This is a genomic window from Hufsiella arboris (genome assembly GCF_009834875.1).
GTDB classification, from domain to species: domain Bacteria; phylum Bacteroidota; class Bacteroidia; order Sphingobacteriales; family Sphingobacteriaceae; genus Hufsiella_A; species Hufsiella_A arboris.
Genome location: NZ_WVHT01000004.1, coordinates 190772 through 204877 on the forward strand (window position 1 = coordinate 190772; position 14106 = coordinate 204877).

The 14106-nt window shown below is 41.3% G+C and carries 13 protein-coding genes; 9 read left to right on the forward strand and 4 right to left on the reverse strand.

The window, feature by feature from the left end; all coding sequences use genetic code 11:
- The first annotated feature begins 132 nt into the window (after positions 1–132).
- From GS399_RS10145 to GS399_RS10160, 4 genes are all read left to right on the forward strand, one after another.
- Positions 133–624: a hypothetical protein gene (locus tag GS399_RS10145; protein WP_160844508.1), complete on the forward strand. Its 492-nt coding sequence runs from the start codon at positions 133–135 to the stop codon at positions 622–624.
- A 163-nt stretch (positions 625–787) separates the two neighbouring features.
- A complete protein-coding gene (locus tag GS399_RS10150; RefSeq protein ID WP_160844509.1) occupies positions 788–1333 on the forward strand; it encodes a GNAT family N-acetyltransferase in 546 nt (181 codons plus the stop codon).
- A gap of 583 nt (positions 1334–1916) precedes the next feature.
- The gene (locus tag GS399_RS10155) at positions 1917–2381 is read left to right on the forward strand and encodes a YdeI/OmpD-associated family protein (RefSeq protein WP_160844510.1); all 465 of its coding nucleotides are present in this window, start codon (positions 1917–1919) and stop codon (positions 2379–2381) included.
- A 229-nt stretch (positions 2382–2610) separates the two neighbouring features.
- Positions 2611–3426: a hypothetical protein gene (locus GS399_RS10160; protein WP_160844511.1), complete on the forward strand. Its 816-nt coding sequence runs from the start codon at positions 2611–2613 to the stop codon at positions 3424–3426.
- Between the two features lie 67 nt (positions 3427–3493).
- On the opposite strand, the gene GS399_RS10165 is transcribed toward GS399_RS10160, so the two are convergent.
- On the reverse strand, positions 3494–5194 hold the full coding sequence (locus tag GS399_RS10165; RefSeq protein ID WP_160844512.1) for a tetratricopeptide repeat protein: 1701 nt from the start codon (positions 5192–5194) through the stop codon (positions 3494–3496).
- Positions 5195–5384: 190 nt separating this feature from the next.
- Between GS399_RS10165 and GS399_RS10170 the strand changes: the two genes are divergently transcribed.
- From GS399_RS10170 to lat, 3 genes are all read left to right on the forward strand, one after another.
- The gene (locus tag GS399_RS10170) at positions 5385–6272 is read left to right on the forward strand and encodes a 1-aminocyclopropane-1-carboxylate deaminase/D-cysteine desulfhydrase (RefSeq protein WP_160844513.1); all 888 of its coding nucleotides are present in this window, start codon (positions 5385–5387) and stop codon (positions 6270–6272) included.
- A gap of 46 nt (positions 6273–6318) precedes the next feature.
- Complete coding sequence (locus GS399_RS10175) at positions 6319–7539, forward strand: sterol desaturase family protein (protein ID WP_160844514.1); 1221 nt, start codon at positions 6319–6321, stop codon at positions 7537–7539.
- 63 nt (positions 7540–7602) lie between these two features.
- A complete protein-coding gene (lat, locus tag GS399_RS10180; RefSeq protein WP_160844515.1) occupies positions 7603–8934 on the forward strand; it encodes an L-lysine 6-transaminase in 1332 nt (443 codons plus the stop codon).
- 46 nt (positions 8935–8980) lie between these two features.
- Here lat and bshB1 read toward each other — a convergent pair whose 3' ends face one another.
- From bshB1 to GS399_RS10195, 3 genes are read right to left on the reverse strand one after another with little or no spacing between them, the layout of a single operon-like run.
- On the reverse strand, positions 8981–9703 hold the full coding sequence (gene bshB1, locus GS399_RS10185) for a bacillithiol biosynthesis deacetylase BshB1 (protein ID WP_160844516.1): 723 nt from the start codon (positions 9701–9703) through the stop codon (positions 8981–8983).
- Between the two features lie 38 nt (positions 9704–9741).
- Entirely contained in the window at positions 9742–10251 is a 510-nt protein-coding gene (locus GS399_RS10190) for a glutathione peroxidase (RefSeq protein WP_160844517.1), read from the reverse strand.
- 3 nt (positions 10252–10254) lie between these two features.
- Positions 10255–10872, reverse strand: coding sequence for a DUF4294 domain-containing protein (locus GS399_RS10195; protein WP_160844518.1), 618 nt, complete (start codon positions 10870–10872; stop codon positions 10255–10257).
- Positions 10873–10988: 116 nt separating this feature from the next.
- Here GS399_RS10195 and GS399_RS10200 point away from each other — a divergent pair, with 116 nt between their 5' ends.
- Positions 10989–13220, forward strand: a complete 2232-nt coding sequence (locus GS399_RS10200; RefSeq protein ID WP_160844519.1) for a RelA/SpoT family protein — start codon at positions 10989–10991, stop codon at positions 13218–13220.
- 393 nt (positions 13221–13613) lie between these two features.
- Positions 13614–14087 carry a Fur family transcriptional regulator gene (locus GS399_RS10205; RefSeq protein WP_160844520.1) on the forward strand — a complete coding sequence of 158 codons (474 nt, stop codon included), beginning with the start codon at positions 13614–13616 and terminating at the stop codon, positions 14085–14087.
- Positions 14088–14106 lie beyond the last annotated feature (19 nt).

The following is a 14106-nucleotide window of genomic DNA, read 5'->3' on the forward strand; positions in this document are numbered from 1 at the left end:
ATAATAATTTAAATTATCTTAGCGGATAGAAGTAGATACGTGGCTCCAATTCTGCTTGCCGTAGAGGGATTGAAGTGATAGAATGGCTTCTATAAACAAGTTATAAGGCATTTTAACCCGACAAAACCTACTATGAAAAGAAGCCTGACAATTTTTATTTTAATCGTTCTTTCCGTTTTCAAAAGTTTTGGTCAGACAAATTCAAACCCAATAATTGCTGAACATTATAAGACTAAGAAATTTGACACTGCTATTTTTCCAGCTAGTTCGCTAGACATGGATCCTGGAAAGCGTTTCACCCCGAACAAAGAGGAAATAAACAGAGCCGAAACTAATTTAAATTCCGATTTAAAAGACCTAAATAAGAACAAACCTAATCAATCTCCAGCAACTGTTATTCACGAAAAACTTCGAAAATATAAACGACAATATTTTGGTTATACCGACCAAAATGGAAATCGAATATTACTAATAAATTGCTTTTGGTCTAAAATCAAAGAATTTAATGAACGTTGGCTTAACGAAAAAATAGTTGTGTTCGACGGTGGAAGCTATTTTTGGCAAATAAAATTCAATCTTGACACGAATGAACTTTTTGAACTTTATGTAAATGACAACCCTTAAAGAAAAAGAAATACGCCTTATAACCACAGGTTTAGAAAATTGCGGGCGAAGTGCTCTAACTTCCTTTACTTCTTTATTTAGTTTTGTGGTGTGCGAGGTTCTGTAAGTAATTTCGCAATTTCTCAAACCTACCGAACGTTGGCTGTAATGCTACACGACTACAATGAAACTTCAAACAGACAGACTGAATTTTAGACAAGTATCAATTGATGATATAAGCAATATTCACGAATTACATTCTTTGTCAGAAACAGACAAATTTAACACGTTAGGAATTCCAAAAACAATTCAAGATACAGAAGGAATTATTAACGAATGGTTGGTTGGACAAAATGCAAAACCACAGACTTCATATATTTTTTGTTTAGACCTGGTTGACACAAACCAATTCATTGGACTCATAGCTTTGAACATAGGAAAGCCAAATTATAAGACAGCGGAAGTTTGGTATAAAATTCATTTAGACCATTGGGGACAAGGTTATGCTTCAGAGGCTTTGACAAAACTTTTGGACTTTAGTTTTAATGAAATCAAACTTCATAGAATTGAGGCAGGTTGTGCAGTTGAAAATATTGCGTCAAGTAAAGTGCTTGAAAAAGTTGGTATGATAAGAGAAGGTATTAAAAGAAAGAAATTACCAATTAGAGGAGAATGGAAAGACAACTATTTCTATGCAATTTTAGACGAAGACTTTTATAGCAGTAAATAGCTTCGTTGGACTAAACCCACAGTCGTCCTCGTTTGTAACCTACCGTTTACCAACACTCATCCTCGTTTGTAACGAGGATGTCTAAGAAGCACGACTTTGTCATATTATGACATCTTTTGAGGATTAACTGTAGAGCGATATAATCGCACATCCGCTTTTTAAAACGCAGACGATGAATGATTTAGCACCCCCGCTAGCGCGAGCTTGTAGCTCGTGCAACATCATAACAAATGAGCAGGAAATATAAATTTTATAATAAAGATGGTTTATACTTTGCCAGCTTTTCAACGGTTTATTGGATCGATGTATTTGTAAGAGAAAGGTATCTCGCTGTTCGAAGTGTTCAGCGCAGCGGTCACTTCGAATATTCAATAAAAAGGAGTCTCCGACTCCAGTATTCCTTTTCCATCCAAATTAGCTACTTCCGCAAAAGTAACTTCCTCCCACTAAACCTAAACTCGCAACCGCCAAACTTAAACTCATAACCGCCAAACCAATCCTGTCGCATCCGTCCCGCTAAATTGTCGCTGCGCCGCTTGCAATCCAACCGCCTGCTCAGCAACTTTGTATAAAGCTTACCAATATGACTGCACAGAAAATTAAATTCAAAGCAGAGCTGCTGCTTGAACGTAAAACAGCAACCGGTATCCAGGTTCCTGAAGAAATTATCGAACAGTTGGGAAACGGAAAACGCCCGCCGGTAAAAGCAACCATTAACGCTTACACCTATTCCAGCACTATCGGCGTGATGGATGGTAAATTCATGCTGCCAGTCAGCGCCAGCGTCCGGGAAAAAGCTGGCGTAAAAGCCGGCGACGTGGTGGATGTTGAACTACAGCTGGATACTGAACCGCGGGAAGTGGAAGTACCCGCCGACCTGCAACAAGCGCTGGATGAAAATGCGGTGGCGAAAAGCTTTTTCGATACGCTTTCAAACAGCGGCAAAAAGCGGTTTACAATTCCGGTCGAACAGGCGAAAGCACCCGAAACGCGGGCGAAAAGGATCGAAAAGGCAATTGCCGACCTCGAAAAACAGAAGAAGATTTAAACGCTAATAACATAATGTAAATTATGGCAAACAATATTTGATCTGCGGTGACACTCCGCTAATATAAAAAGCGAACCCGCGTGTCATAAACCCGGGCAAAGCGGATACCGGCCAACGTGGCTAAGGCCTGTGAAGTATGAGCGGAGCACGGGACTAAAGATGCCATAGAACACAATCATCGATTTTCTGATAATTAAATGCCTATTTTGAAGGTATTGATCTATAATATATGAGGCTGCTGACTTTATTTCTTTCGTTTCTTTTATCACTTAATTCTTTCGCGCAGCTTAAAAAGCTCAAAGGCTCATGGGTTAGTCACGATCAGGAATTTCTTTTAATTAAAGACACAACGCTAACTAAAAACATAAACGGACTCTCTAATGCGCAGCTGCGAGACCAATATTTTGAGTTAGAAATTCTCGGCGACACCTTGAGTTTTCAACAACGCTATACCTCTTCGCGAACGAATTTTAAACAGCTTCATATCGACAGGTACGATTTTAAAATCAGTAAGCTGACTGATAGTAATCTCATCATCCGGCCGGTTTCAAAATTTTCAAAACAATTCTTTCCTGGCAAATCGGAACTTGTATTCAGGAGGCAGGAATTTACTGTCGATAGTACCTGGAAATTTGAAAAGATTACCTTTCATACTACAACCTGCATGGGCAATTGCAGGATTTATCACTTGCAGATTGACAGCACAAAAGCATTCAAATTACGTGCGCCTCTTCCTTCTAATTCGATTCCCCTTCGTAGATCTATCGTATCGCAGGATCGCTTTACCGGATCAGTCAGTGATTCATTATACGACAAACTTATATTCGCACTGAAAACATCGAATTTACGGACGTTGAAAATGAACGAAGTATTGTGTTGCGATGCTCCCGAGCTTACTATTATTGTTCACTTCAATGGGCAGCGTAGATACTTCAAAACGATGTTTCCGCCCTTACTTGCCGATAACCTTGTCAGAACTCTATACAGTATCTGTGAAAATCAAAAAGGCATGCTAACCGATGAAAAATTCGATTTTGAATATTGAAAATGGAGAGCCGTGATCTGAATAAGGTCACGTGCCAACGGAGCTGAATTTTTATAATACAAACTCCCTAAAAAACCGCAGCCTGTATTTTAACATCAGCGTTCCGCCAGGCATTTTCGAACTGCTTTTTTAACTGTTGAGATTCGGAAGTTTTCTGCTGCCCGGTCAGCGACTGTTGTAAACCCAGCAGCGACCAGCCATTATCGGGGTGCCGCTTCAGATCTTCGCGGAATACCTTTTCAGCAGCCGCATAATTTTTAGTTTTCAGCAGTGCGACGCCTAAGTATTCCCGAACCGGCAAAGGCCAGGTTGGAGGCTCATTGTAGATTAGTTGATCTTCTGATTTAACTCCTTCCATAAGCGTTTTGATTCCTTCGTTCACATCACCTTTTGCATAGGAAAGCTGCCCTTTCAATACCAGTGTGGCTACGGTAACTGTGTTTGATACAGGGTCCAGCGACGCATACATACTTTTTAAGGTATCCAGTTTACGTAGGGAATCCAGTTTTTTAAGATCCGTGGCCGCGGCGGAAAATTTACCCTGGCGGGTATTTGCCATTCCCCTGGCAAAATGCCAGATAGCCTGCATATACGGGTATTCGTTTCCGGGATCGGGCTGCTCTAAAACCTGGTTCCATTTTCCGAAACGTACCATTGAATACATCGGAACGAGCGACATTTCCTGCATAAAGACATTTTCGCCAAGCTGTCGTTTATCTATTTTGCCAGCAATTTTCGTTGCGTTATTGAGCGAGGCATTACTTTGCCCAAGCATATTTGCTGTGAAAGTTAAAAAGTGGATGTTATGACTATAGTACATGCTATACATTCCATCAGGCATGTTCCCGTACATTGCTTCGTCGATTTTTACGGCGTCCACATTGCTTTTTTCCGCCTCAACGAACATCCCGGTCCGGATATAAATATGTGACGGCATATGGACAATGTGTCCCGCACCCGGCATCAGGGAAGCTAAAACTCTGGCGCTCTGAAGGCCCGCTGTAAGGTCATTCGATCCTTCAACTAAATGGATCATCAGGTGATTGGCACCGACGTGATCGGGATTATCTTTCAAAGCCAGGGTCAACACCTGGTAGACTTCTTCAGCTTTCGGTTTCAGCTTACCCGAGGCCTCCCAGTACTGCCACGGAAACGTATTCATCAGCGCGTCTGCATATAACGTTTGTGCGTCAGCATCATCCGGATAGTTACTTGCCAGATTCTTCATCGCACGGATGTATAGGCTGTCTAAATCTTTGCGGCTGCCTTTTTTGCCATCTGAGTAACGCAGGGAAAGAGCGTTAATAAATTCAGCGTCCTTCTTTGAAACAGTTGGCACGAGTGATTTCGCCTTTTGTATCGCCTGGTACGCAGTTTTTTCATTGGCCTCGGTCATCGGCATATTGATATTTGGCCCCCAGGCGTAAGCTATACCCCAATAGGCCATGGCGCAGGTTGAATCGTTCGAGATGGCCTGTTTAAACGACCGGATCGCTTCGTTATGATTGAACCCATAGATCAGGCTCAGCCCCTGGTTAAAAAATTTCTGACTAAGCTCCGATTTAGTGCTTATCGGATGATTCAGGTTTCCCATGCCCGATAATAGCTTGGCCGGGGGCTGCAACGAATCAGGTAATGCAAACCGGAGATTTCCGCAAAACGCTACGGGCCCTGATGGGAACAGGGGAATATAACCGGTATTTCTAAATTTAGTAAATGGATTGATTGCTACAAAACTGACAAGCAGCAATGTGTAAAACCTTTTCATGATGAGTGCTAAGTTATTAGGTTAGGTTTCGGAAAAATCTTAAAGCATTCGCCTGCTGGAATAACGTACAAATAAATTTAAGTAAACCCGTAATTAAAAGTGGCACGTTTTGAAAATTGGTTAAGTATTGTGAATTTGCCTCGCTTAAGTCTTAATAACATTTGACTACACCTTACCTGTTTTAAAAAAAATGCAGCTCAATACCCCCGAAGAAGAAATTTTTAACCCGCTCTACACGGAAAAAGGTGTCCGCGTCTTTATGAAACGCGACGATATGATTCATCCTTTTATCTCTGGTAATAAATGGCGCAAGTTGAAATATATCCTCCGGCAAGCGGAAACTGAAAACAAGAAACTGCTGGTGACATTTGGCGGCGCGTGGTCAAACCATTTACTGGCAACGGCATGTGCGGCTGCAAAGTTCGGATTTCAATCCGTCGGTTTTGTCCGCGGGGAAGATGTAAACAATCCGATTATCGCCTTTTGCAAGCTGTTCGGAATGCATCTCAGATTTGTCAGCAGAGAAGAATATCGCGACAAGCAGCGACTATTCGATAAATTTTATGGAACAGAACCCTCTGCTTCTTTTATAGATGAAGGTGGCGCCGGGCCTTACGCTGCAAAAGGTTGTGCCGAAATTATTTCTGAATTGGAGCAACAATATGAACATATTTTTTGTGCGGCCGGAACAGGTACAACATCTGCGGGTATTATCAACGGCTTGATAGAAAACAAGCTGAGCTCGCAATTTTACGCGGTAAGCGCGTTAAAGGGTGGTGGATTTTTAGAGGATGATATAAACTCTATGCTAACGGAAAAATACCCGTTCAATCTCCTAACAGACTATCATTTTGGTGGTTATGCTAAAACAAACGAAAATTTAATTACTTTTATTAAGCGTTTTGCAGCGTCTACCGGTATTTTACTTGATCCGGTTTATACCGGAAAAATGATGTTTGCACTGCATGAGATTATAGAAAGGGATAATTTCAAACCAGGAGATAAAATTTTGGCAATCCACACAGGTGGACTGATGGGATTACTGGGCAAAGCAGACTCAATCTATAGCGTTACTTGACTACTAACTAATTTTTGACGACTTTGCGTAACATTTGCTAACAATTATGGCTGAAGGAATAAATTATACAGCACTTATGGTTCCGGCACTTTTGCTTTTCATGGGTATTGAATACGCTTATGCACGCCATAAAAAGAAGTCGAGCTACTTCAAATTTGAAAGCTCCATTTCAAATCTGAGTATCGGTGTTGCAGAGCGCCTGATGGACCTGTTTTTTTCAGCTAGTTTTTATTCAATTTATTATGCCGTTTATAAATATTACCATGTTTTCGATATAAGCAATTCCTGGTACTGGTGGATCATCTTATTACTGGCAACCGACCTGGTTTGGTACTGGTATCACCGCCTGGGACACGAAATTAACATTTTATGGGCCGCACATATCGTGCATCATCAAAGCGAAGAATTTAATTATACCGTTGCAGCACGTATCACTATATTTCAGGCCGTAGTTCGTTGCGGATTTTGGAGCATTTTACCATTGCTTGGTTTCCCTCCGGGAATGGTTATTCCCATTTTACTGGTACATGGCGGATATTCATTTTTCACTCACACACGCCTTGTAGGAAAGCTGGGTTTCATCGAAAACATACTCATCACTCCCTCCCATCACCGTGTACATCATGCTGCCGACGAGGAGTATTTGGACAAAAATTACGGCGATATTTTTATTTTCTGGGATGTATTGTTTGGCACATTTAAAAGGGAAGAAAAAGAACCAACCTACGGTATTACCCATCCTTTAAAAAGCAATAGTTTCATATGGCAGCACTTTCATTATTACGCCGAAATTTGGGCCGCTGTGCATAAAAGCAAAACATGGAAAGAAAAGTTCAGAGCTGTTTTTGGGGGGCCGGAATATATGAATCCTAATATCCGGCCATTGCTGGAGCGAAAACTGCTTTACAAACAACCCAAGGTAAAACCTAAAAACCGGTTTAAAGCATATCTCGTTTACCAGATTACTCTTACAATGGCCGCGTTGTTAGTGATGTCATTATTTTATAATTCGCTCGATATTCCGTCAATTATCGCGACAACCTTACTGATCCTGGTAACTTTGGTTAATTGCGGTGCTTTACTTGAGCAGCGCCGGTGGATTTTTTATTTAGAGATCACCCGCTTTTTTATCCCGATAGGCTATCTGTGTTATATTTATTCTGCGCCTGCATCATTTGTAACTTGTTTGCTTTTCACATTAATTATAGTAGCAATATTTCCACTTAAAAAGTGGTACCATTCACAGCTTTTCCAAACGGCTCAATAAGCTATATGCCTCCGAATTAATGGATTCAGGCCTTTTTTTGTACATTTGAGAAAACAGATGACTATGTATAAATTATCAGTTTCTCCAGATGAAGTACAGAAAACGCTTGGCAAACACATTTTAGCTGATGGTTACGATCTGACTTTTGATATGGAAAAAAGCAGTGGTGTACATATTTATGATTCAAAGCATAACCGTACGCTTCTTGATTTTTTCACCTGCTTTGCATCAGTACCATTGGGTTATAACCACCCTAAAATGATTCAGGATGATGAGTTTAAGAAAAATCTTATGCTGGCGGCTCTCACAAATCCGTCCAACTCTGATATTTATACAACACAATACGCTCAGTTTGTCGAAACATTTTCGCGTGTTGGAATTCCCGACTATCTGCCGCATGCTTTTTTCATTGCCGGCGGCGGTCTGGCAATAGAAAATGCGCTAAAAGTAGCAATGGACTGGAAAGTTCAAAAGAACTTTGAGAAGGGCTACACAAAAGAAAAAGGTTTTAAAGTAATTCATTTCGAGCACGCATTTCATGGCCGGACAGGCTATACGATGAGTATGACTAATACTTCACCGGAAAAAACGAAGTGGTACGCAAAGTTCGATTGGCCTAGAATTTCCGTTCCGAATATAAAGTTCCCGTATACCGACGATAATTATGAAGAGCTTAAACAACGGGAAGAGCGTTCGATAAAACAGATCAAACAAGCATTCGCTGACAATAAAGATGATGTTTGCGCCATTATCATCGAGCCTGTTCAATCGGAAGGCGGCGACAATCACGTAAGAAAAGAATTCCTGGAAAAACTCCGTCAGCTTGCGGATGAGAACGAATGTTTCCTGATCTACGATGAGGTACAAACTGGAGTAGGACTGACTGGTAAATTCTGGTGTCATGAACACTTCGGCGAAAATGCCAGACCAGACATTATCGCTTTTGGAAAAAAAATGCAGGTTTGTGGCATTCTGGTCGGCAATCGGGTTGATGAAGTTGAAAACAATGTTTTTCATGTATCATCCCGCATTAATTCAACATGGGGCGGCAATCTTGTCGACATGGTCAGATCTTCCAAAATCATGGAAATTATTGAAGAGGATAACCTCGTAAATAATGCAGCGTTAGTTGGAGAATATCTTCAGAAAGAATTATTGAAGCTTTCAGAGAAATATGACAAAATAAGCAATGTACGCGGACGAGGATTACTGACCGCGTTTGATTTTGCCACGAAAGAGATGCGCAATTCCTTTATTAACCAGGGAGTGGAACACGGCATAATGTTTCTCGGCTGCAGCGATAAAACCATACGTTTCAGGCCGGCATTAACCATGCAATACGAACACATTGACCAGGGAATAGAAGTGATGGAAAAGATTCTGCCGTCACTATAGCGCTAAACGAAAAGGCCGTCTTATGACAGCCTTCAAATAGTTTATGCTAGAGCAAATTAAAAAGATTATTTACGCCTAGCTGCCTTTTACAAGTAAAGCCTTCGCCATACTTTACGCCGATGTTCTTTCCGAACTCCCGTGCACGGCCTTCAATTATATGGATAAACTCAGGAGACGAAATATAGGTCTCCGCGTCTTCATTGTATTCAGGATGATAAAATTGGGTCTTATAAGCCTGGATTGAAGCCATTTTTTTATCCCAGTAATCAGTGACATCAATAATAATATCCGGCTTAATATAATAATCCTGGATAAATTGAAGCACTAATTTTGGGCGCCATGCCTCCTGTTCTACTCCTGCATGTTCTGTTTTGATCTTAATTAATCCAGATAGAAAGGTAGCGTCGTTAACAAGCTGCCCCGCCCTTCCATGATCAGGATGCCGGTCGGTGATGGCGTTTGTTATGATAATTTCAGGCTGATATTGCCTTATGGTTTTAATTATCTTCAAGCGGTTCTCTTCATCATTCTGAAAAAATCCATCGGGCATTTTTAAATTTTCCCGCACATCCAGGCCAAGAATTTTTGCAGCATCTGCTGCCTCCTCGTCCCGCGTTTCCGCAGTACCACGAGTGCCGAGCTCACCTCTTGTTAAATCAACAATTCCTACTTTTTTTCCTTCGCTTGCGTGTTTTAAAAGCGTACCGGAACAACCCAATTCGGCGTCGTCAGGGTGCACCGCAAGAACCAGAATATCTAATTTTAACATAAGGCAAAAATGGAAATTATAAATGTTTGTTTAAACACCTATTTGTCAGATTCTGTTTTCAGAAGTTTTGAAATACGCTTCCTCACCCTTCCGGAGGTTGGCTTTGTAAAAGGATAAAAGTAATCTTCAACTTCGCCATTCCGCCCTACCAGGTATTTATGAAAGTTCCATCTCGGCCTGGTACTCCGGCGACCGCCACTCCGATTGGAAGCCAGAAACCGAAATAACGGATGTGCGTCCGGGCCTTTAACATGGATCTTGTCAAATATTCTGAACGTAGTTCCGAAATTGATTTTACAAAATTTTGTTATTGCGCTGCCTTGCAGTGGCTCCTGTCCGCCAAAATCATTAGACGGAAATGCAAGTACTTCAAATCCCTGGCCGCTAAATTCTTCTTCGAGATCTTCAAGGTCTTTATATTGAGGGGTAAAGCCACAGCCAGAAGCTGTATTTACGATCAATAGAACCTTATCTTTAAACTCACTCAAATCAACCTGCTCGCCGTTTACTTTATTAACAGTGAACTGGTAAATTGTATTCTCACTCATCTTTTAGTAATTGTTCCTGGTATAGTAGTTCGTTGTAGCCAGGATTGCTTCAATATCCCGCTGTTCCTGCGGATCGTATTTTTCTTTTAGATCATGGCCAAAAACACTTGCAACAAGCTGGTAAGAAAAAGCGGTAAATCCACCGCGTAGTTGCCTTACCAATTCAAAAGTACTGTTTCCGGTTTCTCTGTCGATCAGTTTAATCAGGATTTCTCCCTGCGTGATCGTAAGATTTTTAATTTCTTTGTTAAACATTCCTTTGATCTGTTGCTCACAAGCTTTTACCAGCTTTTTCTGTTCCCGTTTATCGCCGGTTACTGCAAGGTCGCGTTGAAGTTGAGAATACCGGTCTCTGGCGAAAACAGCATAAGGAAGAACTTTTAATACATTATATCGTAAACGGTTGTACGCGATTCGCTGTTCGGGTGTCAGAAATCGTTTTCCATAAACAGGCACTTCTGACAATGGCAGCCAAGGGATCATTACTCCGTTTGCATTTGTCATAGCGACACGAATGGTATCATTTTTGCCGTATCCATTTGGGCCCATTAAATCCTGCGCTGACAGCTTATCCGCACAAAGGATCAAAAAGAAAAAAGCAATGAGCCTAAAAATTTTCATATTTTTATATACTGCAAAATAAGCCAATTTTTTACTATTAATATCAGAAATATTAAATTGTAACCCAACAGTTTAATACAACTGATTAACTATAATCCGCGTTTTTATTTTTTGACATGAAGGAACTTGTGATCGATCTGGAAGCTGAAAAGAAGGAAATACTAAAAAGATACCGGGCTCTGCTGCGTGCCTGCAAACCTACGCTGCAAAAAGGCGACAAACGCATGATTCGCCGTGCTTTTGATATGGCACTGGATAGCCATAGGGATATGCGTCGTAAATCCGGCGAACCTTATATCTACCACCCTATCGCTGTCGCCCAAATTGCAGCGGAAGAGATTGGGCTTGGAACAACTTCCATTGTTTGCGCTCTGCTGCACGATGTTGTGGAAGATACAGCCATTACACTCGAAGAAATCGAACTTGAATTTGGAAAAAAGGTTGCCAAAATCATTGATGGCTTAACAAAAATATCTGGCGTTTTCGACACAAACAGCTCTCTCCAGGCCGAGAACTTCAGGAAAATGCTATTGACGCTGGCTGATGATGTGAGAGTGATACTTATCAAACTCGCCGACCGGCTGCACAATATGCGGACGATGGATTTCATGCCTCGTGATAAGCAGTTAAAAATATCGTCGGAGACAGTTTATTTATACGCGCCGCTGGCACATCGCCTTGGCCTTTACGCAATGAAATCTGAACTGGAAGATCTGTCCATGAAATACATGGAATCAGAAACATACAAGTTCATTGCTCATAAGCTTAATGAAAAAAAGGCGGAAAGGGAGTTATACGTTAAGAACTTTGTCGGACCAATAAAAGAGATTTTACATGAACAGGGCTTGCATTCGATGGTCTATGGCAGACCAAAGTCCATACATTCCATCTGGAATAAAATGCGAAAAAAGGGAATTCCTTTTGAAGAAGTTTATGACCTTTTCGCCATTCGTATCATTATAGATTCACCGATCGACCAGGAAAAATCAGATTGCTGGAAGGCTTATTCAATCGTTACAGACCTTTATCGTCCAAATCCTGACCGTCTGCGGGACTGGGTTTCTTCGCCAAAAGCCAACGGCTATGAATCACTGCATACAACCGTTATGGGACCAAAAGGCCAGTGGGTTGAAGTGCAGATTCGTACCAGCCGAATGAATGAAATAGCCGAAAAAGGATTTGCTGCTCATTGGAAATACAAAGAATCATCTTCGGATAGCGGGCTGGATCAATGGATTCATAAGGTGCGCGAAATGCTAAGCAATCCGGAATCGAATGCACTCGACTTCCTGGATGATTTCAAGATGAACCTGTTTTCGGACGAGATTTTCATTTTTACTCCGAAAGGGGCGCTTATCCAGCTGCCAATGAATGCGACAGCCCTGGATTTTGCTTTCGAGATCCACTCCGACCTTGGTGCCAGGTGTATCGGGGCAAAGGTAAATCACAAATTGGTTCCGCTGGCGCATAAATTACAAAATGGCGACCAGGTTGAAATCATCACCTCAAGCAAACAGACTCCTAAAGAAGACTGGCTAAATTTTGTTGTAACAGCGAAAGCAAAAGCGCGTATCAAATCGTCGTTAAAAGAGGAAAAACGGCGGATAGCTGAGGAAGGAAAAGACATTTTAGAGCGCAAATTAAAATCGCTTAAAATAACTTATAATACAGACAACCTGCACCGGCTCGCGAATTACTTCAAACTTCATTCAACGCTCGATTTATTCTATGACGTCGCAAGAGGCAAAATTGACGTACAGAATCTAAAAGAGTTCCAAACGGCGGAAAAAACGCCTGAAAATCGCGGTCCGCAAAATATTGAAGCCAACCAGATTGAAGGTTTAATCAACCGGGTAAAAGCTAAAGACAGCGATACTTTGCTTATTGGCGAGGATATGCAAAAGATCGACTACAAGCTGGCAAACTGCTGTAACCCAATCCCGGGGGATGATGTTTTTGGTTTTATCACGATTAACGATGGCATAAAGATCCATCGTACCAATTGTCCGAACGCCGCCAAACTGATGGCCAACTACGGCTACCGGATTGTCAAAGCCAAATGGACCTCGCAAAAAGAACTTGCTTTTTTAACTGGCCTTCGGATTACAGGAATCGATGATGTCGGACTGATTAATAAACTTACCACCGTTATTTCGAATGACTTCGGCGTAAACATGCGATCGATAACAGTTGATAGCGACAATGGCATTTTTGAAGGATCGTTAATGATTTACGTTAATGACACGCAACACCTCGAAAATCTCATCAAACGTTTAAAACAAGTAAAAGGTGTAACCGGCGTCACGCGGTTCGACTCAGAACCCAGGAAAACTGAAAAAGCTTCCTGATCTGCTCAATTCCAAGACAAAACGGGGACGCTTATTTAAAAAACAGCACTTGGGCCGGTTTTTGCTGATGAAAAACAATCCGTTCGGTAATAAACCCGACAGGAAGGTAAAGCCCGCAGCGAAGCGTTGTTTGTGTGCCGGGGGGCGAGGACTTGGACTGGATGGCGGGACTGCAAATGCGAAAGGCGGTTAACGCTCGTTTTCAAAATAATCGCCTTAAGTTTCATAAATAAATCATTGTAATTAAATCAGATCGCAATTAGGATTGACAAACTTAAATAACAACCATGACCGCCTTATTCTATTACCTTTGTCAGGGTATTCTACAAAATCAACCTCTTTGACCCATAATATTATTTTTTTAAATAACTTTGGCCGTTAGTAAAACTGTATATGTCTGTACTAGAAACCGTTGAAATGGTTAAAAAAATTTTCGAGGCATATCTCGAAAATAAAAGTCTCCGGAAAACTCCGGAACGGTTTGCAATACTCGAAGAGATTTATTCCCGAAACGATCACTTTGATGTGGAATCACTGTATATCCACATGAAAAATAAAAAATACCGCGTCAGCCGTGCTACGGTTTATAATACACTGGAGCTTCTTGTTTCCTGCGACCTTGTTACCAAGCATCAGTTTGGGAAGAATATGGCCCAGTTCGAGAAATCGTACGGGTATAAACAACATGATCATATCATTTGCCTTGACTGCGGAAAGGTTGTGGAATTTTGCGACCCGCGCGTTGGACAAATTCAAAGTATGATGGGCGACCTGCTGAAATTCGAAATTAAACATCACTCCCTGAACCTTTATGGCAATTGTGCCAAACTTAAAACCGGGTTCTGCGAATCTTTTTCAAAAAATTAATTTATAATCTTGTTCTTTT

Bases quoted from the DNA above. Each gene is read 5' to 3' on its own strand.
- GS399_RS10190 (WP_160844517.1), bottom strand. From the start codon at position 10,251: ATGAGTGAGAATACAATTTACCAGTTCACTGTTAATAAAGTAAACGGC.
- GS399_RS10200 (WP_160844519.1), top strand. From the start codon at position 10,989: ATGAAGGAACTTGTGATCGATCTGGAAGCTGAAAAGAAGGAAATACTA.
- GS399_RS10145 (WP_160844508.1), top strand. From the start codon at position 133: ATGAAAAGAAGCCTGACAATTTTTATTTTAATCGTTCTTTCCGTTTTC.
- GS399_RS10155 (WP_160844510.1), top strand. From the start codon at position 1,917: ATGACTGCACAGAAAATTAAATTCAAAGCAGAGCTGCTGCTTGAACGT.
- GS399_RS10150 (WP_160844509.1), top strand. From the start codon at position 788: ATGAAACTTCAAACAGACAGACTGAATTTTAGACAAGTATCAATTGAT.
- GS399_RS10205 (WP_160844520.1), top strand. From the start codon at position 13,614: ATGTCTGTACTAGAAACCGTTGAAATGGTTAAAAAAATTTTCGAGGCA.
- GS399_RS10170 (WP_160844513.1), top strand. From the start codon at position 5,385: ATGCAGCTCAATACCCCCGAAGAAGAAATTTTTAACCCGCTCTACACG.
- GS399_RS10195 (WP_160844518.1), bottom strand. From the start codon at position 10,872: ATGAAAATTTTTAGGCTCATTGCTTTTTTCTTTTTGATCCTTTGTGCG.
- GS399_RS10175 (WP_160844514.1), top strand. From the start codon at position 6,319: ATGGCTGAAGGAATAAATTATACAGCACTTATGGTTCCGGCACTTTTG.
- GS399_RS10165 (WP_160844512.1), bottom strand. From the start codon at position 5,194: ATGAAAAGGTTTTACACATTGCTGCTTGTCAGTTTTGTAGCAATCAAT.
- lat (WP_160844515.1), top strand. From the start codon at position 7,603: ATGTATAAATTATCAGTTTCTCCAGATGAAGTACAGAAAACGCTTGGC.
- bshB1 (WP_160844516.1), bottom strand. From the start codon at position 9,703: ATGTTAAAATTAGATATTCTGGTTCTTGCGGTGCACCCTGACGACGCC.
- GS399_RS10160 (WP_160844511.1), top strand. From the start codon at position 2,611: ATGAGGCTGCTGACTTTATTTCTTTCGTTTCTTTTATCACTTAATTCT.